21 protein-coding genes and 1 pseudogene are annotated in these 21,684 nt (G+C 65.1%); 5 read left to right on the top strand and 17 right to left on the bottom strand.

What is annotated here, in order from left to right:
- The first annotated feature begins 3 nt into the window (after positions 1–3).
- From MJD61_15885 to MJD61_15875, 3 genes and pseudogenes are all read left to right on the top strand, one after another.
- Positions 4–1,032 carry a transporter gene (locus MJD61_15885; protein ID MCG8556745.1) on the top strand — a complete coding sequence of 343 codons (1,029 nt, stop codon included), beginning with the start codon at positions 4–6 and terminating at the stop codon, positions 1,030–1,032.
- Between the two features lie 101 nt (positions 1,033–1,133).
- The gene (locus tag MJD61_15880; GenBank protein ID MCG8556744.1) at positions 1,134–1,520 is read left to right on the top strand and encodes a VOC family protein; all 387 of its coding nucleotides are present in this window, start codon (positions 1,134–1,136) and stop codon (positions 1,518–1,520) included.
- Between the two features lie 66 nt (positions 1,521–1,586).
- Positions 1,587–2,840: pseudogene (locus tag MJD61_15875) on the top strand (endonuclease Q family protein).
- A gap of 400 nt (positions 2,841–3,240) precedes the next feature.
- Here the strand turns inward: MJD61_15875 and MJD61_15870 are convergent.
- The 7 genes from MJD61_15870 to MJD61_15840 all read right to left on the bottom strand — a co-directional run bounded on the left by MJD61_15870 (position 3,241) and on the right by MJD61_15840 (position 9,501).
- Positions 3,241–3,822 carry a hypothetical protein gene (locus MJD61_15870; GenBank protein ID MCG8556743.1) on the bottom strand — a complete coding sequence of 194 codons (582 nt, stop codon included), beginning with the start codon at positions 3,820–3,822 and terminating at the stop codon, positions 3,241–3,243.
- A gap of 76 nt (positions 3,823–3,898) precedes the next feature.
- Positions 3,899–4,486 (bottom strand): response regulator, encoded by a 588-nt coding sequence (locus MJD61_15865; protein MCG8556742.1) that lies wholly within the window; start codon positions 4,484–4,486, stop codon positions 3,899–3,901.
- A 135-nt stretch (positions 4,487–4,621) separates the two neighbouring features.
- Positions 4,622–5,101 carry a ribosomal protein S18-alanine N-acetyltransferase gene (gene rimI, locus MJD61_15860; GenBank protein ID MCG8556741.1) on the bottom strand — a complete coding sequence of 160 codons (480 nt, stop codon included), beginning with the start codon at positions 5,099–5,101 and terminating at the stop codon, positions 4,622–4,624.
- Complete coding sequence (locus MJD61_15855) at positions 5,098–5,796, bottom strand: hypothetical protein (GenBank protein ID MCG8556740.1); 699 nt, start codon at positions 5,794–5,796, stop codon at positions 5,098–5,100. The genes rimI and MJD61_15855 overlap by 4 nt, the downstream gene beginning before the upstream one ends.
- A 182-nt stretch (positions 5,797–5,978) precedes the next feature.
- The gene (locus MJD61_15850) at positions 5,979–6,803 is read right to left on the bottom strand and encodes a UPF0158 family protein (protein MCG8556739.1); all 825 of its coding nucleotides are present in this window, start codon (positions 6,801–6,803) and stop codon (positions 5,979–5,981) included.
- A complete protein-coding gene (gene glpK, locus MJD61_15845; protein ID MCG8556738.1) occupies positions 6,800–8,299 on the bottom strand; it encodes a glycerol kinase GlpK in 1,500 nt (499 codons plus the stop codon). Before glpK ends, MJD61_15850 begins: the two co-directional genes overlap by 4 nt.
- A gap of 212 nt (positions 8,300–8,511) precedes the next feature.
- The gene (locus MJD61_15840) at positions 8,512–9,501 is read right to left on the bottom strand and encodes an NAD-dependent epimerase/dehydratase family protein (GenBank protein MCG8556737.1); all 990 of its coding nucleotides are present in this window, start codon (positions 9,499–9,501) and stop codon (positions 8,512–8,514) included.
- 72 nt (positions 9,502–9,573) lie between these two features.
- Between MJD61_15840 and proS the strand changes: the two genes are divergently transcribed.
- Positions 9,574–11,121: a proline--tRNA ligase gene (gene proS / locus MJD61_15835; GenBank protein MCG8556736.1), complete on the top strand. Its 1,548-nt coding sequence runs from the start codon at positions 9,574–9,576 to the stop codon at positions 11,119–11,121.
- An 8-nt stretch (positions 11,122–11,129) separates the two neighbouring features.
- Here proS and MJD61_15830 read toward each other — a convergent pair whose 3' ends face one another.
- From MJD61_15830 to MJD61_15810, 5 genes are read right to left on the bottom strand one after another with little or no spacing between them, the layout of a single operon-like run.
- Positions 11,130–11,573, bottom strand: coding sequence for a hypothetical protein (locus tag MJD61_15830; GenBank protein ID MCG8556735.1), 444 nt, complete (start codon positions 11,571–11,573; stop codon positions 11,130–11,132).
- 29 nt (positions 11,574–11,602) lie between these two features.
- Positions 11,603–12,337, bottom strand: a complete 735-nt coding sequence (locus MJD61_15825) for a competence/damage-inducible protein A (protein ID MCG8556734.1) — start codon at positions 12,335–12,337, stop codon at positions 11,603–11,605.
- Positions 12,338–12,370: 33 nt separating this feature from the next.
- Positions 12,371–13,096 (bottom strand): 23S rRNA (guanosine(2251)-2'-O)-methyltransferase RlmB, encoded by a 726-nt coding sequence (gene rlmB / locus MJD61_15820; GenBank protein ID MCG8556733.1) that lies wholly within the window; start codon positions 13,094–13,096, stop codon positions 12,371–12,373.
- Positions 13,093–13,812: an orotidine-5'-phosphate decarboxylase gene (gene pyrF / locus MJD61_15815; protein ID MCG8556732.1), complete on the bottom strand. Its 720-nt coding sequence runs from the start codon at positions 13,810–13,812 to the stop codon at positions 13,093–13,095. The genes rlmB and pyrF overlap by 4 nt, the downstream gene beginning before the upstream one ends.
- 17 nt (positions 13,813–13,829) lie before the next feature.
- On the bottom strand, positions 13,830–14,672 hold the full coding sequence (locus MJD61_15810; GenBank protein ID MCG8556731.1) for a hypothetical protein: 843 nt from the start codon (positions 14,670–14,672) through the stop codon (positions 13,830–13,832).
- A gap of 427 nt (positions 14,673–15,099) precedes the next feature.
- Between MJD61_15810 and MJD61_15805 the strand changes: the two genes are divergently transcribed.
- The gene (locus tag MJD61_15805) at positions 15,100–15,315 is read left to right on the top strand and encodes an acetyl-CoA carboxylase biotin carboxyl carrier protein subunit (GenBank protein MCG8556730.1); all 216 of its coding nucleotides are present in this window, start codon (positions 15,100–15,102) and stop codon (positions 15,313–15,315) included.
- A 20-nt stretch (positions 15,316–15,335) separates the two neighbouring features.
- Here MJD61_15805 and MJD61_15800 read toward each other — a convergent pair whose 3' ends face one another.
- The 5 genes from MJD61_15800 to MJD61_15780 all read right to left on the bottom strand — a co-directional run.
- On the bottom strand, positions 15,336–16,154 hold the full coding sequence (locus MJD61_15800; GenBank protein MCG8556729.1) for a hypothetical protein: 819 nt from the start codon (positions 16,152–16,154) through the stop codon (positions 15,336–15,338).
- A 53-nt stretch (positions 16,155–16,207) separates the two neighbouring features.
- The gene (locus MJD61_15795) at positions 16,208–18,127 is read right to left on the bottom strand and encodes a protein kinase (GenBank protein ID MCG8556728.1); all 1,920 of its coding nucleotides are present in this window, start codon (positions 18,125–18,127) and stop codon (positions 16,208–16,210) included.
- A gap of 745 nt (positions 18,128–18,872) precedes the next feature.
- Positions 18,873–20,720 (bottom strand): DEAD/DEAH box helicase, encoded by a 1,848-nt coding sequence (locus tag MJD61_15790; GenBank protein ID MCG8556727.1) that lies wholly within the window; start codon positions 20,718–20,720, stop codon positions 18,873–18,875.
- Positions 20,717–21,265 carry a hypothetical protein gene (locus MJD61_15785; GenBank protein ID MCG8556726.1) on the bottom strand — a complete coding sequence of 183 codons (549 nt, stop codon included), beginning with the start codon at positions 21,263–21,265 and terminating at the stop codon, positions 20,717–20,719. Before MJD61_15785 ends, MJD61_15790 begins: the two co-directional genes overlap by 4 nt.
- A 63-nt stretch (positions 21,266–21,328) precedes the next feature.
- The coding region (locus MJD61_15780) for a response regulator transcription factor (GenBank protein ID MCG8556725.1) at positions 21,329–21,684 on the bottom strand (356 nt) is incomplete at its 5' end.

Here is a 21,684-nt window from a genome sequence, read left to right as displayed (position 1 = left end):
TTCGTGACGTCCAGAAACACTCCAACCGCCCTGTCCACTCCAACCGCCCTGTCCACTCCAACCGCCCTGTCCACTCCAACCGCCCTGTCCACTCCAACCGCCCTGTCCACTCCAACCGCCCTGTCCACTCCAACCGCCCTGTCCACCCCAACCGCCCTGTCCACTCCAACCGCCCTGTCCACCCCAACCGCCCTCCGATCCGGGGTTGTCCGCCGGCTGCTACCGTGCCTCACCGGTGTTGCGGCCTTGGCCTCGGTGACGTTGCTGCTGCCCCAGGCCGCCCGGGCACAGGCAGGCTGCGCGCCGAGCCTCAACCCCGACCGACCGGGTGCAACGAACGCATACCTGCCGATTCGACCGCTGTGTTTCCAGGTGGAAACCAGCGCGGAGCTGTCACGGGACGGCGACGAATCGACGCAGTCTTTTCCCACCGCCCTGCGCCTCGGCCTGGTCGATGGCGCCGAGATCAGGCTCGAAACCAATTTCCTCAGCCTGGGCGGCGCGGACGGTACTCAACGTGGAGACGTTGCGCTCGGCACCAAGGTCCTGCTGCTCGAGCCGGAAGAGGAGGGCGGCGCACTCCCTGGGTTGGGCTTCTCCATCTTTGCAGCGGTTCCCGCCGGCGCGGAGCTCGGTGACCTCGCACCGCGTTTTGACCTCTTGGCAGACTGGGGCCTGCCGGCAGGATGGGCACTGAGCGTCAACGCCGCCATCGAGGTAGCCAACGACGACAACGACAAGAGGCAGGCCACCTTCCCCATCAACGTGGTGCTCGGCTGGAGCGTGCCTGGGACGGACGACAACGTAGGGCTGTTCGTGGACACCAGCGCCACGCTGGCCCCTTCGGGCGCGGCAAGCACCTTCAGCGAAGCTTTTGGTGGCGGCATCGTATGGTTCCCTCTACCCACAGTGCAGCTGGATTTTTCCGGAAGCGCCGGTGCCGTGGGTGACGAGACGGGTTGGTGGCTGGCGGCCGGCGTCAGCTGGTCGATGTCGCTTGCAGGAGGGGCGGCCCCGGCCCACGATGGCTAGCTGCAGCTAGGGGCCGAGGTTGGGCTGGTGCCCGCTTGTAGCCTGGTGGGCGCAGTGTGCGGGTCGCTGGTGAGCCCGCGAATCGTCGGGAGGACCGCACCATGTCGGATGAAGCCCAACACGCCCAGCATCAGATCGACTACGTCGAGATATCCGTTAGGAACATGCGCGAGGCAAGGCAGTTCTACGCCAGCGCATTCGACTGGCGGTTCAACGAGTACGGACCCAACTACCTGGGCATCCAGAAAGACGGTGGCGGCGAATCGGGCGGGCTTTGCCTCGCAGAGAAAATGCGCACCGGTGGTCCCTTGGTCGTGATCTACTCGAACGACCTGGACATGACCCTCGAGCGAGTGCGTAACGCAGGAGGCAGAATCACCAAGGACCCGTTTTCCTTTCCGGGCGGCCGGAGGTTTCACTTCCTCGATCCCAGCGACAACGAGCTGGCGGTGTGGTCGCAGGTTGCTGCAGGTCCTGACGAGGACTGAACCGCGCATTTACGTTCGTGGCGCATCTACCGATCGAGTTATTCTTGGACGGACTGGGTAATCGCCATGCCGTTCTGCGCCGACCTGCATGTCCACTCCAAGTACTCCCGTGCCACGAGCCGTGACTGCGATCTGGAACATCTGAGTTTTTGGGCGAGGCGCAAGGGAATCGCGGTTGTGGGCACCGGGGACTTCACCCACCCGGGCTGGTACGCGGAGCTGCGCCACAAGCTCGAGCCAGCCGAGCCTGGCCTCTTTCGGCTCAAACCGGATATCGAACGCGAGCTGGCACGCCGGCTGCCCGCCTCGTGCCAGCACGACATGCGCTTCCTGCTCTCGGTCGAGATCTCCACGATCTACAAGAAGGGCGAACGCACGCGCAAGATCCACCACCTCGTTTACGCCCCCGATTTCGACACCGTGGACCGGTTCAACACAGCGCTGGGCAAGGTTGGCAATCTGGCATCCGACGGGCGGCCGATCCTGGGGCTCGACTCCCGCCATTTGCTCGAAATCACGCTGCAAAGCGGACCCGGGGCGTTTCTCGTGCCCGCGCACATCTGGACGCCATGGTTCGCGGTCCTGGGCTCGAAATCCGGGTTCGACGCGGTCACGGAGTGCTATGCCGACCTGGCCGATCACATTTTCGCTGTAGAGACCGGCCTCTCTTCAGACCCTCCCATGAACTGGCGGGTCTCGGCGCTCGACCGCTACACGCTGGTGAGCAACTCCGACGCGCATTCTCCGCCGATGCTGGGGCGCGAGGCCTGCATCTTTGACACGCCTCTCGACTACTTTGCCATGCGGCGAGCACTCGAGACGGGCGAGCACTACCTTGGCACGCTCGAGTTCTTTCCCGAAGAGGGCAAGTACCACCTGGACGGTCATCGCAGGTGCGGGGTGCGCCTCGAGCCCACACGCACGCGTGAGCTTGGCGGCGATTGCCCGGTCTGCGCCAAACCGGTCACGGTGGGTGTGATGCACCGGGTGGAGTGCTTGGCGGACCGCCCCGCCCAGGCGCGCGCACCCAACGCACGCGCGTTTCGCAGTCTGGTGTCGCTGCCCCAGCTGCTGGCTGAAATCCACGGCGTCGGCCCCAAGACCAAGACCGTGGCGCGCGACTTGGCCGTAACGCTCGAACGCCTCGGGCCGGAGTTGAGCATCCTTCAGCAGCTGCCCCTCGAGATCATTCGCCGGCAAGTCTCGAGCCTGCTGGCCGAGGCTGTTCGACGTCTGCGGTCGGGTGAGGTTCGGCGTGAATCCGGCTACGATGGAACGTACGGAGTCATCCACGTCTTCGATCGCAGCGAGCTGCGCAGGGCCTAGTACCGCTTGCCAGGGATTGTGATCGATTCGCGTCGAGGGCTGTCGGTCGCTGGCAAGTCGCACCGAGGATGACTGCGGTGCATTTCGATGCTGTGCAGCGCATATTCGAGGAGGTGCAACACCGCCAGCGGCCGTCAGAGCCGGCGGGAATCCATCGTAATCCCTGGCAAGCGGTACTGGGCGAAGTGGCGCGTTTCAGGTGGCCAGGACCAACGTGGGACGGCAGGTTCTGGACTCTGCGTGGCCGTGGCCGTGGTCGTTGTGTGGCCGTGGCCGTAGCCGGATCCCACTCGCGACCGTGACTATCGGCAGAGCCTGGTGAGCATCTCAATGATACGGACGATCAGTTCCTTGGACACGCCCTGTAGGATTCTCGAATACACTCGCTGAGTGGCTACTGCCGCGAAGACGTTGTGCCGGCTGCGGGAGCTGGGCGCTCGCCGATCACCAAGGGACACCGGACCCTCAGACTGGCCTTGACGAAGGGAGAAAAACGGGCTCGCCGCAGAACGCCTTCGATGCAGCGCCCGCTCTGCCGATTCTCGAAGGGCTTCCCGCGTACACGTACATGGGCCACACGTCCCGTATTGCGGATGATCAGATCCGCGATCGCCGTGCCACTCTCTCCACGGGCACACGCGCCAACGGCGTCGCTGAATGCGGTGAGCACCCGAGCCACCTGCGCTCTTGTAGGTGTTAGTGGCAGTTGCGGTGACTCCTCTGACCCGGGTCGAACACGCGGCGCGCTATCCGCCGTGGCCAAGGCCACGGCCTTGTCGAGCAAAGTCGCCGTGTTGTCATCCATCTGCTCGGCCGCGTTGCTCCGCACCTGGCGCTGCGCTGCGGCGATCTCGGGCGACGGGTTGGCCTTGGCCTGCAGGGGTGGATCGGGCGCGTGCCCCGGCGATGGGGCGACTACCGTTGCCGCGGGCCGTTTCGCGGGGGCGTGGTGACCGAGGGCGCAGCCTGAAGGCATGGCCATGAATCCTGCCAAAGCTCCCGCGATCGCGCCTGGCAGGCAGCGTTCAAGAAGCGCCAGCACCGGGAGCCCATCACGATCCCAGGGGCGAGCGCGACCCGGTTCGGGCAAAGGCGCCGGTGCCCCCATGCGGCGATAGGGCGCTCGCCAACTCGTCGGGACGAAACGGCTTTTGCAGGAAGGCAACCTCGTCTGTGGTGCCAGCCATACCGAGGTCTGCCAGCACCTCGTGCCGAGCGTATCCGCTCGTTACGATAATCGGCACCTCTGCTTGCCGTCGCAATTGGCCGACCGTGTCCGCCAGATTAGCCTCCGCCATCGAAGCATCAAGCAACACGGCGTGCAAGCTCTGTACATGCCGTTCGAACAAGCGGAGTCCCTCCTGCAAGCCTGGGGAGGTGTGCGCCGTGAACCCCATGTAGAGCAGCAAGAGCTTGGTGACTCGCAGCACGATGGGCTCGTCGTCGATGACCAACACCGCTCCGCGTGCCCGGTCCGCCTGCTGCCGATGCGATCCTGCGCCGGCAGCCAGGCTCGACGAGGCTGCGCACGGCTCTACGGCGTTTTTCGTGTAGGGCCGACAGTGCGTGGTGTCGGCCCGGTAGCTTCCCGGCGCGCCAAGCGCGCCTCCCCGCGGGCTGAGATTAAGAGCCTTGGTCAAGCGTCCTCCCTTGATGTCAGGTTGGCCGCCCCACAGGAAGATCCCGAGCTCGAAGCATAGGCCACAAGCGCCCCGCCGCCAATCCCCTGATCGCCATTCTGCGTGGCCGGGCGCCTCAAAGCCGACCTGGCCATGCTATCTTGACCGACGCCTTAGCTCCAGCTGCAGCGCGTGCTCACCGTTGTCGGCGTAATAGCCCCTACGCAAGCCGCGCACTCGAAAGCCAAGGCCGCGGTACATGCGCTGTGCGGCTTCGTTGGAGATCCGCACTTCGAGCAGGACGATTTGCGCGCGATTCCTGTCGATAAGGGCTCGAGTGAGTGTGGTGGCGTATCCGCGGCGTCGAGCTTCAGGGAGCGTGGCGATGTTGTGGATGTGCAGTTCGCCGGCGAAGTGCCAGGCCGTCGCAAACGCGTAGACCGTCCCGCCGGCCTCCGCTCGCAGAACGCGAAGAATCGCGCAAGGCAGCGAGAGCTCGTTGGCCAGCGCGGTGCGCGGCCACGGTCGCGGGAAACAGCTAGCGGCGATGGCATGGACCTCGTCCAGATCGCGCTCGAGCATGGTTGAGACCAGCGGGCCCTCAGCAAGGCCGTCCAATGTGGCCGGACCCTTCATTGCGGCGCCGGCCTCGACACGTAGCTGGCCAGCATGCGAACGCGCGTTCGGGCGCGCAGAAGCTTGATCCAGTGCGCGCGCGCGCGACTGAGCGTGGCGTCGTCGGGCGCCCCCTCGGCCCGTCGAGCGATCGGCTCGACCGCGGCCTTGCCGGTCTCGGGCTGGCGGCCAGCAGCTTCGCCGCGGCCCTCGCGACTTGCGGTCAGAAACTCCCGCACCCGCCAGCGCCGGAGCGCGATTCGGTCGATCTCGGACGGCGGGACAAGCAGCAGGCGGAGCAGCGCCGCCAGGCGCAGGGGTCCCCCGGCGGAGGCTTCCAAGCGTTCGCGTTCGCGAACGATATCGCCGGCGCCCGGCGTTGCAGCTCCTACTCGCTCCGCCTCGCGACTGATGAGCAGCTCGCCCACCACCCGATCGAGCGTCGCTTGAAGAAGCGTGGAAGGCAGAGGCTCCAGCGATGGTGGACCGCTCGTGCGACCGATCCACACGATACGCGCAAGCAACTCGATGTCGCTGCGCAGAATCACGTCGACACGGGCACCCGGCTGGCCGGCTCCGACCACGGCCGCGATGCCGTCAACGCGCACCGCCGCCTGACCGTATGCCAGGCGCCGATCCACCGACAGCGTAGATACGAACGCGACCACGGCCATGACCTGCAGCGCCTTCATTCCCTTGGTACCCGTCCGAGGCACGCGGAGCGACTCGAAGCAGAGCCCGCGAGCCGGCTGGGGGGCAGCGCCATGAGCTCAGCGGGCTCTGCACCAAACCTATAGTGCATGGCGCACGGGCTTGCCAGTGGCACTGGTGAGCGCGCGCCCCTCTCCGTAGCGCCAGCGGCAGACCGCCTCCAAACCCGACTTCCGGGCCTGAACGGTTATCCCTCTCGCGCCCTGCTGCCCGCTGCCCCGACAGCGCGTTGCTCCGACTCGGAGGGGGCATCCTGCGCAGCGTCACTGTCCTCGGTCGCTTCCCCGGGGCTCACCGAAACCGCGGCGGACGCGGATCTGCCGGCTGGCGCGCCCGCGAGCTTGGCATGGGCACGCGGAAGGTGACGGCGCTCCCGCAGAAACTCCAGGTACGCAACCGCCGTATCGAGCTCGCGTACGGGGAGGGCGGCCGCGAGCTCGAGCAGACGACTCCTAAGAGCTTCCGCCGCGGCCGCACGCGAGCGCCGGTCGGGACGCTCGGCCTCCTCGCGGTTGGCCGCGGCCTTGACCTCGTCGGCTGTAGGAACGTGCCATTGCGTGCGCTCGACAGGCTCGATGCCGTGCGCTTCCAACCAAGCCGCCATGCATGTCCGCAGACGCTCGGAGCGGAAGACGAACCAGCGCTCGCGGTCGATCGGGTGACTCATCAGCACGTCCTTGAAGCGCCGGAAGGCTCCCTTGCCGTCTATCGCCTCGACCAGCTTCCTGCGCAACTCCAACTGATCGACCGTGGCGATGAATCGCTCCATCCAGCGATACTGCTCGCGGGAGGAGACGGCATCGACGCGCACGTAGCTGCTGTCGGCCAGGATGCGTCTATGCATTGCGGGATCGGCGACCCCGTCGACGATGCGCACGACTTCGCCCGTCGCCAAGTGCAGGTAACTGTGCACTTCGGGGGCGTTGTTTTCGAAGGCGTCCTCCAGCGCCTCCCACGCAATAGGTACTTGGTTCTTGCCCGCCGGCTTGTGTTTGTTGGAAGACTCGCTCATGGTGTCGTTGTTCGACTCCTCGCGCGGCTGACCGCTTCTCGCCACTTGCGTCTGTTGCGGTCGCGTTGCTCCGGTGCTTGTCGCGGCACGAAGGTGCGCTCGATTCGGTGAACCTCGGCGATCGCGTCAGGGTCGGAAAAGACGCCCACGGCCAAGCCCGCAAGGTAAGCAGCACCGAGGGCTGTCGTCTCGACACACAGGGGACGGTCGATCGGTAGGTTGGAAAGGTCCGCTTGCAACTGCATCAACAGATCATTCTGGGAGGCTCCGCCATCCACGCGCAAGCGGGCAAGGGGCCTGGTTGCGTCCTGGGTCATGGCCTGCGCCAAATCGTCGATTTGGAAGGCAATGCCCTCGAGGGCAGCACGAGCGATGTGGGCAGCGGAAGTGTCGCGGGTGATTCCTGACAGCAAGCCTCGAGCCAGCGGATCCCAGTAGGGGGCTCCAAGTCCAGCCAGAGCGGGGACAAAAACAACCTCGCCGCTCGACTCGACCTGGGAAGCCAGCGCCTCCACGTCGGCTGCTGCATGGATCAGCTTCAGCCCGTCGCGCAGCCACTGCACCGCGGCCCCGGCGATGAAGGCACTGCCCTCGAGCGCATACGTGGTCTCTTTCCCGAGACGCCAAGCTACCGTGGTGATGAGACCGTGGCTGGAGCGGACGGGTTCGATACCCGTGTTGACGAGCAGAAAGGCCCCCGTTCCGTACGTGCACTTGGCGTCGCCGAGCGCGAAGCAGTTCTGACCGAACATCGCAGCTTGCTGGTCACCGGCCACGCCCGCGATGGGAATGCCATCTGCAAGCCCCGGCACCCCTCGGGTCCTGCCGTAGATCTCGGCGCAGCCACCCACGCGCGGCAGCACCGCTGGGGGTATTCGCAGCGCTGCAGCCAGCTCGGGGTCCCAGCAGTGGCGCCTTAGATCGTAGAGCAGCGTCCGTGAGGCATTGGTCGCGTCGGTGGCGTGCGCGGCTCCGGCCGTGAGCCGGTGTAGCAGGAAGCTATCGATGGTCCCGAAAGCCAGCTCGCCCGAGTCGGCTCGCGAGCGAGCCCCTTCTACGTTGTCCAGCAGCCATTCCAGCTTCGTTCCACTAAAATAGGGATCGAAAACCAACCCGGTACGCTCGCGGAACATCGGTTCGAGCCCGGCATCCCTCAATTCCGCACAGCGCGCCGCTGTACGCCGGTCTTGCCACACGATCGCGTTGTAGGCTGCCTTGCCCGTACCGCGGTCCCACAGCAGCGTGGTCTCACGCTGGTTGGTGATGCCAACGGCAGCGCAGTCTCCGGGCGCAATGCTTGCCGCCCGAAGCGCCTCGCCGAGCGCATCGGTCACACTCGCCCAGATGTCTTCGGGGTCGTGCTCGACCCAACCCGGCTGCGGGAAACGCTGGGTGAACTCCCGGGTTGCCCTGCCGAGGATCTCGGCCTGTTCGGACAGCACGAGCACAGTCGAACCCGTGGTACCCTGGTCGATAGCTATGAGGAAACCCGCCATGCCCTTCACGACGGTAAAGCAAAGCTCGTGCCGTGACCAGCCCTAAGGACCCGCCACACCACAACCTGCCCGTCTTGCAGGCTCCAAACGCCACCGTCCGTGTTGCACCTCCGCAAGAATGCCCGCGGCTAGTCGTCGCGCCTTGCCAGCGACTCCCGGCCCAACCCTCCTCCTACAAATGCCCACCTCTGCGGCAGCTCGTCTCGATCGGTTCAGGAGTCAGGTTGCTGCCGGTGCTCCGTCGGTCCAGCAAGCCTGGCCCGGTACCACTCGATGGTTCGCTTGAGGCCCTCTTCCAGGTCGGTCTTGGCCCGGAATCCGAGCAGGCTCTCGGCCTTGCGCACGTCCGGGATGCGTAACTCCACGTCCGGGTGATCCCAACGGACGAACTGGATCGTGGAGCTGCTCTCCGCAAGCTGGGCTATGAGTCGTGCGAGCTGGTAGATCGTCACCGTGCTCCTGGGGTTGCCCATATTGAAGGCTTCGCCGATCGCCTCCTGTCGCTCCAGCGCCAGAACGATGCCGTGCACGATGTCGTCGATGTAGCACCACGAACGAATCTGGTCGCCCTCGTTGTGAATGCTGAGAGGCGCGTTGCGCAGCGCGCACGTGACAAAGGCATGCACCGCTCCCTCGCCCACCTGGCCAGGACCGTAGATGTTGAACGGCCGGATGGAGCAGGTTGGCAGCCCGTGGCGCTTCCAATAGTTGTGGGCGAGGTGTTCGGTCGCCAATTTGGATACCGCATAGGTCCAGCGCGCCTGCCCAACCGCACCCAGACTCGTTACATCGGCTTCACGCACCCGGAACGCGTACGATCCAAACACCTCACTCGTAGAAAAATCGACGAAGCGCTTTACCCGCCCGGCCTTGTGTGCAGCGCGCAGCGCATTGAGCGTGCCCTCCAAGGAAACCTCCATCGTCACCACGGGTTCGCGCAGCACGGTGTCTACGCCCGCGATCGACGCCATGTGAATCACGTAGTCGACGCCGCGCATCGCCTGCTCCAACGCGGCACTGTCGCGCACGTCCGCCACGACGAGCTGCACATTGGGGTGGTTTTCGAGACCGCTTTCGCTCAGTGCGTTGCGCCGCAGGTTGTCGAAGACCCGCACGTGGTTGCTTTCGACGAGCTCGCGACAAAGGGCCGTGCCTATGAAGCCCGCGCCACCCGTAATCAGCATGGTAGCTCCCTCGATCACGCGTCAAGCATACCACTGCCGCGGCTCGTTGACCTTGCGTTTGCGCCTGCCGCCCCCATACTGGCGCCCAACATGGGCAGAGCGAAGACAGCGATCACACCCACCCGTACAGAGAACTACCCGGAATGGTACCAGCAGGTCGTGCGCGCGGCTGATCTCGCGGAAACCAGCCCCGTACGTGGCTGCATGGTGATCAAGCCCTGGGGTTACGCACTGTGGGAGAACATGCAGCGTCGCCTCGACGCCATGTTCAAGGAGACGGGTCACAAGAACGCCTATTTTCCGCTCTTCATCCCGCTGTCGTTCCTCGAAAAGGAAGCACAGCACGTACAGGGCTTCGCCAAGGAATGCGCTGTCGTGACCCATCATCGGCTCGAAGCGGGTCCCGATGGCACGTTGATTCCGTCACCCAGCGCGCGGCTGCAGGAACCTCTGGTGGTTCGGCCCACGAGCGAGACGATCATCGGAGCGGCGTTCGCCAAATGGGTAGAGTCCTATCGGGATCTTCCGTTGCTCATCAACCAGTGGGCCAACGTGGTGCGCTGGGAGATGCGCACCCGCATGTTCCTGCGCACCACCGAGTTTCTCTGGCAGGAGGGACACACCGCTCACGCAACCCGTGAGGAGGCGTGCGAGGAAACGCAACGCATGCTCCACGTGTACGCTGAGTTCGCCGAGCGTGACATGGCGATGCCTGTCGTAAAGGGTGCCAAATCCGAGCGTGAGCGGTTTCCGGGCGCCGTGCAAACGTACGCGATCGAAGCGATGATGCAGGACCGCAAGGCGTTGCAAGCAGGGACTTCACACTTTCTCGGGCAGAACTTCGCGAGAGCTTCCGACATCAAGTTCCTCGATCGTGAAGGCGCCTTACACCATGCCTGGACGACCTCATGGGGCGCGACCACGCGCCTGGTCGGCGGGCTGGTGATGACCCACGCGGACGACGATGGGCTCGTGCTGCCACCGCGACTCGCTCCTTCCCACGTGGTAATCCTGCCGATCACGATCAGGGCGGACGACCCTCAAGCCGTCATGAATCACTGTTGGTCGCTCAGGGATCAACTGCGATCGCTCACGTACGGCGACCGCCACATCGAGGTGGATCTCGACGATCGGGACCTGCGTGGCGGCGACAAGGTCTGGTCTTGGATCAAGAAGGGGATCCCCATCCGTCTGGAGGTCGGCCCGCGAGAGGCTTCCCAGGACGCTGCATCCCTGAGCCGTCGCGATCGATCCCCCAAAGAGCGCCGGCTAGTATCGCGCAGCGAGCTAGCGGCGACGCTGCCGTCGCTGCTGCAGCAGGTCCAAGACGGCATGCTCGAGCGTGCCAAGCGTTTTAGGCAGCAGCATACGTGCGTAATCGACAAGAGGCAGGACTTCGCCGACTTCTACTGCACCCAAGGCGGCGAGCAGAACGCGCCCTCGTCACCCCACGGCGGCTTTGCGCTCACCCACTGGTCCGGTGACCGTGTGGTAGAGGAAGAACTGAACCGGGAACTTTCGGTGAGCCTGCGTTGCATCCCCTTGCCGGGACAACTGGCACAGGCTGACGGTCCGGGGCGCTGTCCTTTCAGTGGCAAGCCGAGCAAGCAACGCGTGGTCTGGGCCAGAGCCTACTAGGAACTAGGCTAGCGCCTGGGGCCGGTGGCCGTGAGGGTGAAAGGAATGGTGCCAAGCACCGCCACGGTTACCATGCCATCGAGGGTGAGGGTCAACTGACCGTTGTTTACGGATCCCGTTCCCATCCCGCTGGCGGTGGCGCTGGCGCTGCTCACCGTGATGTCGCAACTGAAGCTTGGGATCTCGAAGCGGCTGCCGTCGGTGATGTTGGCACCCAACGGGCAGGTCTCGCGCATGATCACCAGGTCGGTTGTGGTGCCCTCGTTGATCGTGAGCGTTTCCATCGTTTGCTGGGGCATGGAAACGCCCAGCAGCGTGACGGTTAGGGCCACGTTGACGTCGTAGGTTCCCACGAAGTCGTCCGCGTTCGAGCCTCCGCAACCAGGGATCAGCAACAAAGCCAGCGCCCAGGCCGCAACTATCCGCTTGCCCATATTGCCCATATTGCCCATATCCGTTGTCTCCAGCTAGTCGACGTCATCTAGTCCTCGACCCGAACCAGGCTGCCCGCGGGTAGGTTCTTCACAAACCGAGCGAGCACACGCGAGACAGCGATTGGGTCGGTTCCGTCGAACGTCACTTTGAGGTTGTAGTCCTTGGCCTGCCACTTCACGTAGCTTCCAATGGCCACGTCCGGGTGGCTCTGCGCGAGTTGCTGCATGCAGTCGGCGACCTCGCCTTCATCGCATAGCGCATACACAGCGCGGGTTATGAATCCATGGGGCTGGCGCAGGTGGATCTTCAAGGCGTCGAGCTTCATGCTGAAGATCTCCGGCACTCCCGGAAGGACGAACAGACTGCCCAGGGCGATCACCGGCCAGCGCAGCTTCGGGCCAAACACCAACGTCGTTCCTTGGGGAACGTGTGCCATGCGCATGTGGTTGGGGTTGCAGCGCGCGCCGTAGATCGTGCGTACGTGCTGGGCGAGTTCCTCGTGCAAGATCAGGGGGCGGTTCAAAGCCTGCGCCACAGCCGGCAGCGTAAGGTCATCGTGCGTCGGACCCACTCCACCACTCGTAAAGACGTAGTCGTAGCGCCCGCAGAGCGCGCAGATGTCGGCGGCGATCTCTTCCTGCACGTCAGGGCTTACCACCGCTCGTCTCAAACGTATTCCGAGGGCGAACAACTCGCCAGCGAGACGACTCAAATTGCGCTCTCGGACCTTGCCGCTGAGGATTTCATCGCCGACGATCAGGGCTGCAGCCGTGGGCGCCATGGGGCGGGATCATACGCTCTTGGCCCGGCTTAGTCACCGGCGCTCCCGCTGGCTTATATAGAGCGCGACGGCTGCGGCAACGGCTGCATTCAGTGCCCCGAGGGGGCCCGAGAGCTCGATCCGACAGAGCAGGTCGCAGCGTTGTCGCACCAAGCGCCGCATGCCGTGGCCTTCCGCTCCCACGACCAAGACCCGACCTTCCAGCGGATATTCGGCAGACTCGAGGTCCTGCGTCGCATCAGGGTCGAGGCCCAAGACCTGCATGCCGCGTTCGCGCAGCTCGGTCAGGGTACGCGCCAGGTTGGTTACACGTGCGATCTTGGCGTGCTCTGTTGCGCCCGCTGAGCTGCGCACGACGACCGGTGTCACGGGGGAGGATCGGTCGCGCAACGTGATCAGGCCGTCGGCTCCGAACGCCACTGCACTGCGCACGATCGCCCCGAAGTTGTGCGGATCGCTAACCTGATCCAAAGCGACCAATAGGGGTCTTGCAGGAAGCTCCGACAGCAGTTCTGAGAGGTTGCGGTAGGGGTAGTCGCCGCCGAGTGCGATCAGGCCCTGGTGGTTCAGCCCGCGGGCTAGCGTGTCGAGTCGTAGTCTCGGGACGCTCTGGACTCGGACTCCCTGCCTCTGCGCTTGCGAGCACAGAGCCCGTGCTCTGCCGCTCGCATGCTCTGCGGCGTACACGACGCTGATTCTATCCGGCTGCGTGCGCAAGGCTTCCGTGACCGCACGCGCACCCACCAGCAAGCGTTTCATCGGTTGGTCTCACGCTCCCTATAGGCTTCGTCCATCTCGTTGCGTATGGTCGCGGCGACCCCCACGGGATCCGCCGCCTCGCGTAGAGGCCGCCCCACGACGAGCAGGTCGGCGCCGCAAAGGACAGCCTCTCGCGGACGGGCCGCTCGCTTCTGGTCGTCCCTGTCGACGTGCCCGAGCCGGATGCCCGGAGTTACGAGCAGTCCGCCGGGACCTACAAGCTCGCGCAGCAGCGCACACTCGCGGGGCGAGGTGATGAAGCCCGTGACGCCGCAGCCGATGGCAAGCTCCGCCCTACGCTTCATGAGCGCCAGCGGATCATCGAGGACGCCTATGGCACGCAAGTCCTGGGTATCTAGACTCGTTAGCACACCGACGGCAAGCAGCCGGGTTGGGGCGTGTTGCGCTGCTGCCTGGGCCTGTCTCAGAGCCTCGGCTCCGCTCGCACTATGAAGCGTCAGATACGAGACACCCATGGCTGCTGCCGCCTGCGTTCCGCGTGCGACCGTGGCAGGGATATCGTGAAGCTTCAGATCGAGAAAGCAAGAAGCCCCGGCGTCGTGTACGACGTGTACCGCGTCGGGCCCTGCGCGCGTGAAGAGCTCGAGTCCCACCTTGAAAACGTCGACCGCGGATCGCAACCGTGCAACCCACTGCCGCGCTTCGGTCAGCGAGCCTACGTCGAGCGGGAAGGCGAGGCCGGGGTTGGACGACATCTCCGCCGCCGCGGTCCCTAGAACACGTCGAGGCCCTTCAGCGGATCGTCGTCCCCACGCACCACTGGCTCTTTTTTGACCGCCTTGGTCTTGCGCTCTGCTCGCCGAGCACGGTCACGGCGTTTGACCGCACGCCGGCTCCTGCGCTTGCGCTTGCTCTCTTGGACCTTGGCCACGGCCACCTTGCTGGCCTCTGCCTTGCTTGCTTCGGCCGCGATTCGAGCCGCGCGCGACTCTGCTACGGCACGTGCCTTCTCTTGCTCTTCGGCCACCCGCCGCAGCTCTTCGAGCTCCCGTTGCTTTTCGGCCAGGGCGACCGCCGCGAGCTCACGCTGCTTGCGGGCTTGCTCGGCGCGCTGCGCCGCCAGACGCTCGGCGGTCGCCTTCTCGCGCGCAAGTCGCTCCTGCTGCGGCTTGTACCAACCGAAATAGCCGAACGCGCCTCCTCCTGCCAGCAGCAAGAAGAGCAGGGTGAGCAGCGCGGGGTGGATGCTGCTGCGCCGTTTCGCCTCGATGGCTTTCATCTGGCGCTCGTGCGCCAGCAACGCCTGTTGCTCTTGGAGGCGAGCCTGCTGTTCGGCCTCGAGCCGCGTGCGCAGCTCGGCCTCCTGGCGCGCGCGTTCGCGTTGCTCCACTTCCTCTACGGCCTTCCGTTCGGCGGCTTGCCGGGCCTCCTCGGCCGCGCGTTCCTGCGCCTCCTTTTCTGCTCGAATGCGAGCGGCCTCCTCCTCCCTTCGCCTGGCTTCTTCATCGAGCTGCCTCTGCTGCTCAACTTCCTCGGATTTGATACGGTCTTCCTCTATGTTCATCAACTCGCGCAGGTTGAACAGAACCGAGGATTCGTTTTGCTGCTGGCTCATCCGTTTTGCTTTCCGAAACGACGAAGGTGATGTCGATTGTACCGCTGCGGCCGGGCGCCAAAAGACGCGATGCTCCTCAAGGCGCCCTGCACGGCGTTGGAGTCTGTCAAAAATACCACAGTGTAGCAAGCGCACACCGGAAGTGTCAATCTGACACGCCAAGCCCTCGGGTGGAAACCCCCCTGTTTTCAGGGGGTTGCCCCGCCTGCTCGCTCTTTGCCAAGGCGCCGGTTCAAATAACCTCGCCACTTCGATTTCGACCCATCCATCCCGTCCGGCCGTGTTGCGCCGCCTTCGAATACAGGGAGTATTCGCACGACGGCGCGCCTTACTGGCCGGGCGCCTCAAAACCGACCTCGCATGTTATTTTGGCCCGGCGCCCAAGGGCTCTGATCCGGGTTAGGGCTGGGTGGTAAGGTAGCTTGGTATGGCGATCACGGTGAAGGCTCACATCACGGGCACGGTCTGGAAGATCGCGAAGCGGGTCGGGGATACGGTAGCCAAGGGTGAGGCGATCGTGGTGCTCGAATCGATGAAGATGGAGCTTCCCGTGGAGGCGCCAATCGCCGGCCGCCTGAGCGAGCTGAAATGCAGCGAAGGCGATGCCGTGGAGGAAGGAGCCGAGCTGGCCATCGTGGAATGAGCTGCGCAGGTAGGTGCTGGTTATGCCTTGGACAGCACGCGATACCTTCTCAGTGCCCAAAGCAGACCCCCGCCCAGCACCAGGTTCAGGCTCAGCAGCAGCCCCAGCGTCGCCTTGAGGGCTGGCGCAGAGTCCTTCGCGACCGTCACCGGTCCGATCTGGCTCCACTGTCGCGGCGCCGGTGGCCGCGACGTGGCAGGCACGCGAACGACAGTCACATTGGAGGCGGGTAGGTCTTGTACCGCCCCGGAAATGAGTGCCTGAATGTGCGAGTCGCTGGGTAGAAGTGCGTCCTTGGTGTGCTTTATCAGCACCGAGGCGCGAGGCTGGCTCGGCGGCTCCTTGAGGCTGGAAGGGCGGTTGAAGTCGACGGAGCGCGCCGCGGGCAGCGCGATGTGCACCCTCGCTCTCACCAGGCCGTCGACCGCTTCGAGGGAGCGCGCGAGCTCTCCGCCAAGCGCTGCCAGCAGCCTCACCTGCTCCTCGCTGGAGCTGGGAACCAAGCGTCCCGAGCGCAGGAACTCGCTGAAGCCCGGTTGAGCCGTGCGCGGCAAGTGAGACTCGGCCAGCACGGCGAGTCCCTCGTCCATTTGGGCCGGCGGCAGCTCGATACGAAACCGCGGCTGTCCGCCAGGGCTGCTTTCCCCCACCTTGGAGGCCGTGAGGCCGCGATCGCGCAGCGCCAACAGGGCCTCGTTTGCGTTCTCCTCCGTAAGATCCCCGTGGAGCGTAGTGCTGCAGCCCGAGCCGCAAGCTTGGGTCAACAAGGCCACCAGGACTGGATATCGCAGGCTGGCAGCGCGTGCGACCGGCAGGCTCGGTTCGAAACGGCGCCTCATGCGGGCCAGTCGTGCCGCACTACTTCGGTTCAGTCAATGCAGCTGCGGTTCGGTTAATCCACATCGAAAGCATAACGGGCGCCCATCCGCGCCGCAGGAAAGGTCGGGAACTGGACCTTGCGCACCTTGGCGGCCACGCAGCCCTTGAAGCTCGAGCTGCCCTTGCCCCTCACCGATACCCCTTGCACTGCCCCGGTTCCCAGAACGGCCATATCGATGGTCACCGTCGCCAGTCGACCGCCGCGGCGAAGTTCCTTGCCGACGCAGCCAAACAGCGAGTTGAGGCGCCGATCCATCACGGTTTGGATGGTAGCGCGGGGCAGCTGGCGCTCCCCGCCGCTCTTGACTACGTCGAGCCGCACGGGCTGCATCATGGCCTGTTCGTAGGACAGGCCGCCGGCGTTTGCCAGGGCGGATGGACTCCCCTTGGCAGAGGAGCGCCTCGAATTCTTGCGGCTTGCGGAGCGCTTCGACCGGGATCCGGACCGTGGCAGAATACCCGCCTTGCTTCTCACTTTGACCTGGCCGCTTTCGTACAGTGCTGCAAGATCGGCCGCCGCCATACGCTGCCCCGGTTTGTCGTCGGGTCGGGACGCGAAATAGCCCAGGATGCCCAGCGCCAGCGCGCCTGCGGCTCCGGCCAAGACGAGGTACTTCGCGGTGTTCGTGCGACGCTCCGCCTTCTGCGATCGTTCGATCGCCCGCTGCTCGCTGGCTTTCTTTCGACGGAACTCGTACTGCGCGACGAACTCGCCGAAGTCCTTGAACTCCGCCAAGCTCTTGCGCTCGCGGGTGTCCATGTTCAACAGCCCGTGTTCCGCCAGCGCATCGCCGCTCAGAATCAGGTCCACGAGCTCGCGGCCCGAGAAGGGGCCGTGGTCGACGCCATCCTTGGCCAGCATCCAACGCGTCGCGTCGTTACGTTCGATGGTGGCGAGCGCTGTGGCAAGAGCCGTCTCGGCGGATTCCGCCGGCCGCTTGGCCGCGCGCGAGCCTGCCGGAGCGCCGGCTCTTCCGTTGGCGCGTCGAGCCGCCTCCGTGCGGCCTTGCGGCCCAGGCGGTTTGCTGTCGATGACCATGGGCGCAGGAGGGCGGGACTCCATGCGCACGTCGATCTCGATCTCGGCTCCAAGGCCTTCGCCGCTTTGCACGCTAGCCAAGGCCAAGGGACGCAGCGCTTCGGCGATATCGCTCACTGCGGAAAAGCGGCGCGCAGGCTCGGGTTCAAGGCATCGGGCCAACACAGACTCGAGCTCCTCGCCAAGTGCCGGGTGCGCCTCGGAGAGCCGCTGGGTAGGTTCAGCAGGCGCGCGTCCGGTGAGCAGAACGTGCAACAGCGCGCCGGCCCCGAACACGTCACTGCGGGCGTCTACGGGTCCTCCCTCCCGGATTTCTGGTGCCAGGAACTTCTGCTCCGCCGGATCGAGGGACTTCCAGGCACCGAGCTCGGCCGCAGCTAGTGACACCCCGAATTCATCAATCCTGATACGACCGGACGCAGAGACCCATACCACGGCCGGCCGCAGCAGACCGTGGCACGTGGTCGCGTGGGCGTAGGACAGCGCTCGGCAGACGTGAGCCAACACGTTGTAGGCGCCCCGCGCGGATAACTTTCGATCGCCATGGCGCCGAACACGCACAAAGTCCAACAGCGAGGACCCGTCAGGCCACTCGGATGCCAAGAAGGGCCCCCGCTCCGCTTCGACGATGATGCCATGCGTCCGCAGGATGTTGCGCTGTTCGAGGCCTACGGCTGCCTCGACCCGCTGTTCGACGTGCTTGACCGCGTCGGCGCTGCCGGCGAGGGCGCCGCCGAGCTGTCTTATGGCCAATGCACCGCCGGTTGCGACGTCGCGCGCACGCAGCACCGCGCCCCAGGGTCCGCTTCCATGATGGGCTTGAATCTCGAAGCGCCCGCCGACCAGGCGACTGATCTGAGCTTGTGGGGGGTCGGGGCTCGTCTGGGCACTCACGGCGAGTTCCTATCGATCTCCGGGCTACGATCGGCGCTCTTAAGGTACGAGCGCAACCCTGCGTCTTCAAGGATGGACGAAACGTGGTTTGTCTGCCGCGTTTCAGCGAACTGTGGTCGCTTGTGTACCCGCACTCCGCTCCAGGGTGATCGTTGTCGTGATGGTTCGTGGTGCCCGTGCCACCGGGGCCTTGAAGCGAACGGACTCGAGTTTGCGGCGAATACAACGCAGCGTTTCCGAGGGCACGCTGGAGGAGGCATGGGCGCGTGTCACTCTACCGCTGCTCGTGACATGCACCTGCAACCTCAGCACGATCTGCTGGGGCAAGCCTGCTCCGACCGTCCGAGGCAGACAACCCGACGGATCACCGATAGCGGATCGCAGCTCGGCGGGATAGTTCCGTGCCACGCTCGGCCGTCGCGTGGCTCGCTGGCCCTGCTGAGCCCCCGACTCGGAGGATCCGGCTGGTGTCGCAGGCTGGTCGGCCGGCAAACCAGGACGAGCGAGGGGTTGGGAGCGAGCCGGTCTCACCCCCCGTTGCTTCTGGTCGAGCTTCAGAGCGGAATTCGGCTTCGCCCTGGCGGCGGCGGGGAGTTGTTTTGTTGCGCGGCCCAGGCCCCTGCCGGTTGGCTGGGTGGTGTGGTCGTCGCCGCGACAGCCGAACGCGAGCTGCATCAGCACACCCGACATGGCGGCAATCGCGCAACGATGGCGGCCAGGCGGGACAACCGCGCGCCCGATCACGTCATGCCCCCGCCACTACTGCATTCAAGGGCTTGTCGTGCAGCGATTGACCCTCAAGCTTGCGCAGGATGCTTTCGGCTTGGGCCTGCGGAACGCTGACCCGCGTGTAGCGATCGCGAATGCGAATCCTACCCATGCGGGCTCGAGTCAGCCCGCAGCGGTCTCGTAGAAGCTGGGTGACCTCTCGCACGCGCACGCCGTCGAGCCGGCCGAGCTCGAGCTGAAGCGTTGCCCACGCTTGCGCCAGCTCGCCTTGGTCCTTGTCATCGCTCTGGCTCGCCCGGGCGTGCTTGGCAGTGGAACTCGGCTTTTGCGGGCTTGGTTTTTGAGCGCTCTTGCCGGCGACGTCACGTGCTTGGCGTGCAGGTTGCTTCGGTCTCGACCTCTGGGGCCCGGATCGCTGAGCTTCGGGTCGCTCGGCTCGCGCATCGCTCGTTGGATGCTGCGGTGCATCTTCGTGAGGGCGTTCGGGGGATCGGGCACGACGCGCAGACGCCATTTCGGCGTCCAGATCGGAGCTCTTGCTCGCGCCGAGGAACGTGCTCACAAGTCCCGCAACGATCCTCTCCGCGTCGACATGCGTCAGCAGGCGGCGCGCAACGGCGACGTCCATCGGGGCCGGCGTTCCCTGGAATGCCTCTCGGAGCCAGTCCAGGCGATCGACCTCCTGTCGGGTTCGTAGCTCGGTTTGGGTCGGCAGCGAGCGCTCGGCGGGGAAGATCTTGTACTGCAGCCGCAGGTAGTAGAGGCTGCCGAGCTCTCGGGGGCTAACCAGCGACAGCGCTGTACCGGTACGTCCCGCCCTTCCTGTGCGTCCCGTGCGGTGGACGTACTGCGCAGCCGACTCGGGGAACGTGTAGTTGATTACATGTGTCAAGTGGGAGATATCGATTCCCCGCGCGGCTACATCCGTGGCGACCAGATAGCGAAGCTTACCCTCACGTGTTTTGCCCATGAGCCGTTCGCGATCCTTTTGGGGCAGATCGCCGTTGAGCCAGTCCGCATTGAAGCCAGCCGCCTGCAAGTCGGCCGCCACGCGTTCCGTTTCGCTGCGCTGATTACAGAAGATGAGCGCGCTTTCCGGATCGTCCAGTTCCAGGATGCGAACCAGATCGCGGGTACGATCCTTGCCGGGGACCATGAAGGCGTAGTGTGCGATCTTCGCCGCTGCGACCGCGTCGCTCGAAAGCCCGATGAATTCGGGCTCGTGCATGTGCCGTTGTGCGATTCGCCGCACATCATCGTCCACGGTAGCCGAAAAGCACATGGTCTGGCGCTTGGGTGGTAGTCGCTCCAGGATCGCACCGAGCTCGCGGGCGAAGCCCATGGAGAGCATCTCGTCCACTTCGTCCAGAACCAGCACTCGGAGCCCCGAAACGTCGAGCGTGCCGCGCCTGAGGTGATCGAGCACGCGGCCCGGGGTCCCACACACGATTTGTGTCCCCTTCCTGAGCTGATCTATTTGCGGCTGCATGGCGGCCCCGCCGTAGATCGCCGACACACCGATGCCAAGGTGCTGGCTGAGCCGGTTGAGCTCGTCGGCGTTCTGCAAAGCGAGCTCGCGAGTCGGCACCAGGATCAGCGCTTGGCTCTGTGCAGCATCGCTCACGAGCCGATCGACCAGCGGAAGCCCGAAGGCCGCGGTCTTTCCTGTCCCGGTTTGGGACTGCACGATGATGTCGCGGCCTTGTGCGGCCGGCCCGTAGGTTGCGGACTGTACCGAAGTAGGTTCCGCGTAGCCCATCTCGTCGAGGGCTCGACGAACCTGGCTGCTCAGTGGCAGTGCATCGAAGCCAAGGCTTTCCGCAGGTGCTGCCGCTTCGGTTACCGATTGTTGGGTGTCGTTCATGGAGGCCGTCTAGAGAGGGATTGGTCGTGCGGCGCCTTTTGGACCGCTGTCCGAATACGTCGCAGCACCGGATCTTGCTGCTGCTTGAAACCTTCCAGCATGCGCACGGTGATCAGCCGCAGCTCGGCCAGATCGCGCTGGGCTTGCTTCAGGGTCGGGCAGCGGCGAGCAAGCTCCACCTTCCTGGTGTCCCATTTGGCAAGCCAGGCGTCGAGCGGCTCCCGCGACAGGGCATCGGAGATGAAGCCTCCAGCGCGCCCAAGCAGCTCCGCCTGAAGTGCCGAGATCTCTCGGCCGCACCAGCCGGTTGCGAGGGGATCGTGGGGCACGGAGGCCGCTGGCGATGGGAATACCTGCCTGGAGATCGACAGCGCCCCCGCTCCGATGACGAACACGGTGACGATCCAGAACACGCCGACGCCAACCGTCCGGCCGATGGCCTCGGCCGACCCGGATTGGCGATGCGGCGACCCGCTGGCGGCTGCCGGTTCGGCGTTGTGATCGGGCTTCCGTGCGGTCACGTAGCCAAGCGCTCCTCCACTCATCGGCGGCACGCGAAGTACGTGATCCCGGAGCCTTCGCCGTTGTACCGAGGGGTCGTAGCTCGGTCAAGTCGTGCTTCCGCCGGCGAGCTTGTACCCCAGGCCATACACCGTGAGGATGTAGCGGGGTCGATCCTGGTTTGGCTCGATCTTCTTGCGCAGCTTGACCACCACGTTATCCACCGTGCGGTTCGAAGGATTCGCCTGCAACCCCCAGATCTTGTCGAGAATCTCATCCCGCGAGACCGGGCAGCCGCGGTGCTCGTGCAGCAGCTTCAGCAGTCCCGCTTCGTAAAAGGACAGGGTGACGGTCGCGCGTCCTCGGGTCAGCGTGTGGGCCCCCGGGTCGACCAGGGCCTCGCCCACTTGAAACGGCTGCTGCGTGTTATCCTGCAGCGAGGCGCGGCGGAACATCGCACGCA

Source organism: Pseudomonadota bacterium (assembly GCA_022361155.1).
Classification (GTDB): domain Bacteria; phylum Myxococcota_A; class Polyangia; order Polyangiales; family JAKSBK01; genus JAKSBK01.
This window is presented reverse-complemented; position numbering and strand designations above follow the sequence as displayed.

Bases quoted from the DNA above. Each gene is read 5' to 3' on its own strand.
- MJD61_15785 (MCG8556726.1), bottom strand. From the start codon at position 21,265: ATGAGTGGAGGAGCGCTTGGCTACGTGACCGCACGGAAGCCCGATCAC.
- pyrF (MCG8556732.1), bottom strand. From the start codon at position 13,812: ATGTCGTCCAACCCCGGCCTCGCCTTCCCGCTCGACGTAGGCTCGCTG.
- glpK (MCG8556738.1), bottom strand. From the start codon at position 8,299: ATGGCGGGTTTCCTCATAGCTATCGACCAGGGTACCACGGGTTCGACT.
- MJD61_15825 (MCG8556734.1), bottom strand. From the start codon at position 12,337: ATGGCGCCCACGGCTGCAGCCCTGATCGTCGGCGATGAAATCCTCAGC.
- MJD61_15790 (MCG8556727.1), bottom strand. From the start codon at position 20,720: ATGAACGACACCCAACAATCGGTAACCGAAGCGGCAGCACCTGCGGAA.
- MJD61_15880 (MCG8556744.1), top strand. From the start codon at position 1,134: ATGTCGGATGAAGCCCAACACGCCCAGCATCAGATCGACTACGTCGAG.
- MJD61_15805 (MCG8556730.1), top strand. From the start codon at position 15,100: ATGGCGATCACGGTGAAGGCTCACATCACGGGCACGGTCTGGAAGATC.
- MJD61_15810 (MCG8556731.1), bottom strand. From the start codon at position 14,672: ATGAGCCAGCAGCAAAACGAATCCTCGGTTCTGTTCAACCTGCGCGAG.
- rlmB (MCG8556733.1), bottom strand. From the start codon at position 13,096: ATGAAACGCTTGCTGGTGGGTGCGCGTGCGGTCACGGAAGCCTTGCGC.
- MJD61_15850 (MCG8556739.1), bottom strand. From the start codon at position 6,803: ATGAGCGAGTCTTCCAACAAACACAAGCCGGCGGGCAAGAACCAAGTA.
- proS (MCG8556736.1), top strand. From the start codon at position 9,574: ATGGGCAGAGCGAAGACAGCGATCACACCCACCCGTACAGAGAACTAC.
- MJD61_15800 (MCG8556729.1), bottom strand. From the start codon at position 16,154: ATGAGGCGCCGTTTCGAACCGAGCCTGCCGGTCGCACGCGCTGCCAGC.
- rimI (MCG8556741.1), bottom strand. From the start codon at position 5,101: ATGAAGGGTCCGGCCACATTGGACGGCCTTGCTGAGGGCCCGCTGGTC.
- MJD61_15870 (MCG8556743.1), bottom strand. From the start codon at position 3,822: ATGCCTTCAGGCTGCGCCCTCGGTCACCACGCCCCCGCGAAACGGCCC.
- MJD61_15830 (MCG8556735.1), bottom strand. From the start codon at position 11,573: ATGGGCAATATGGGCAATATGGGCAAGCGGATAGTTGCGGCCTGGGCG.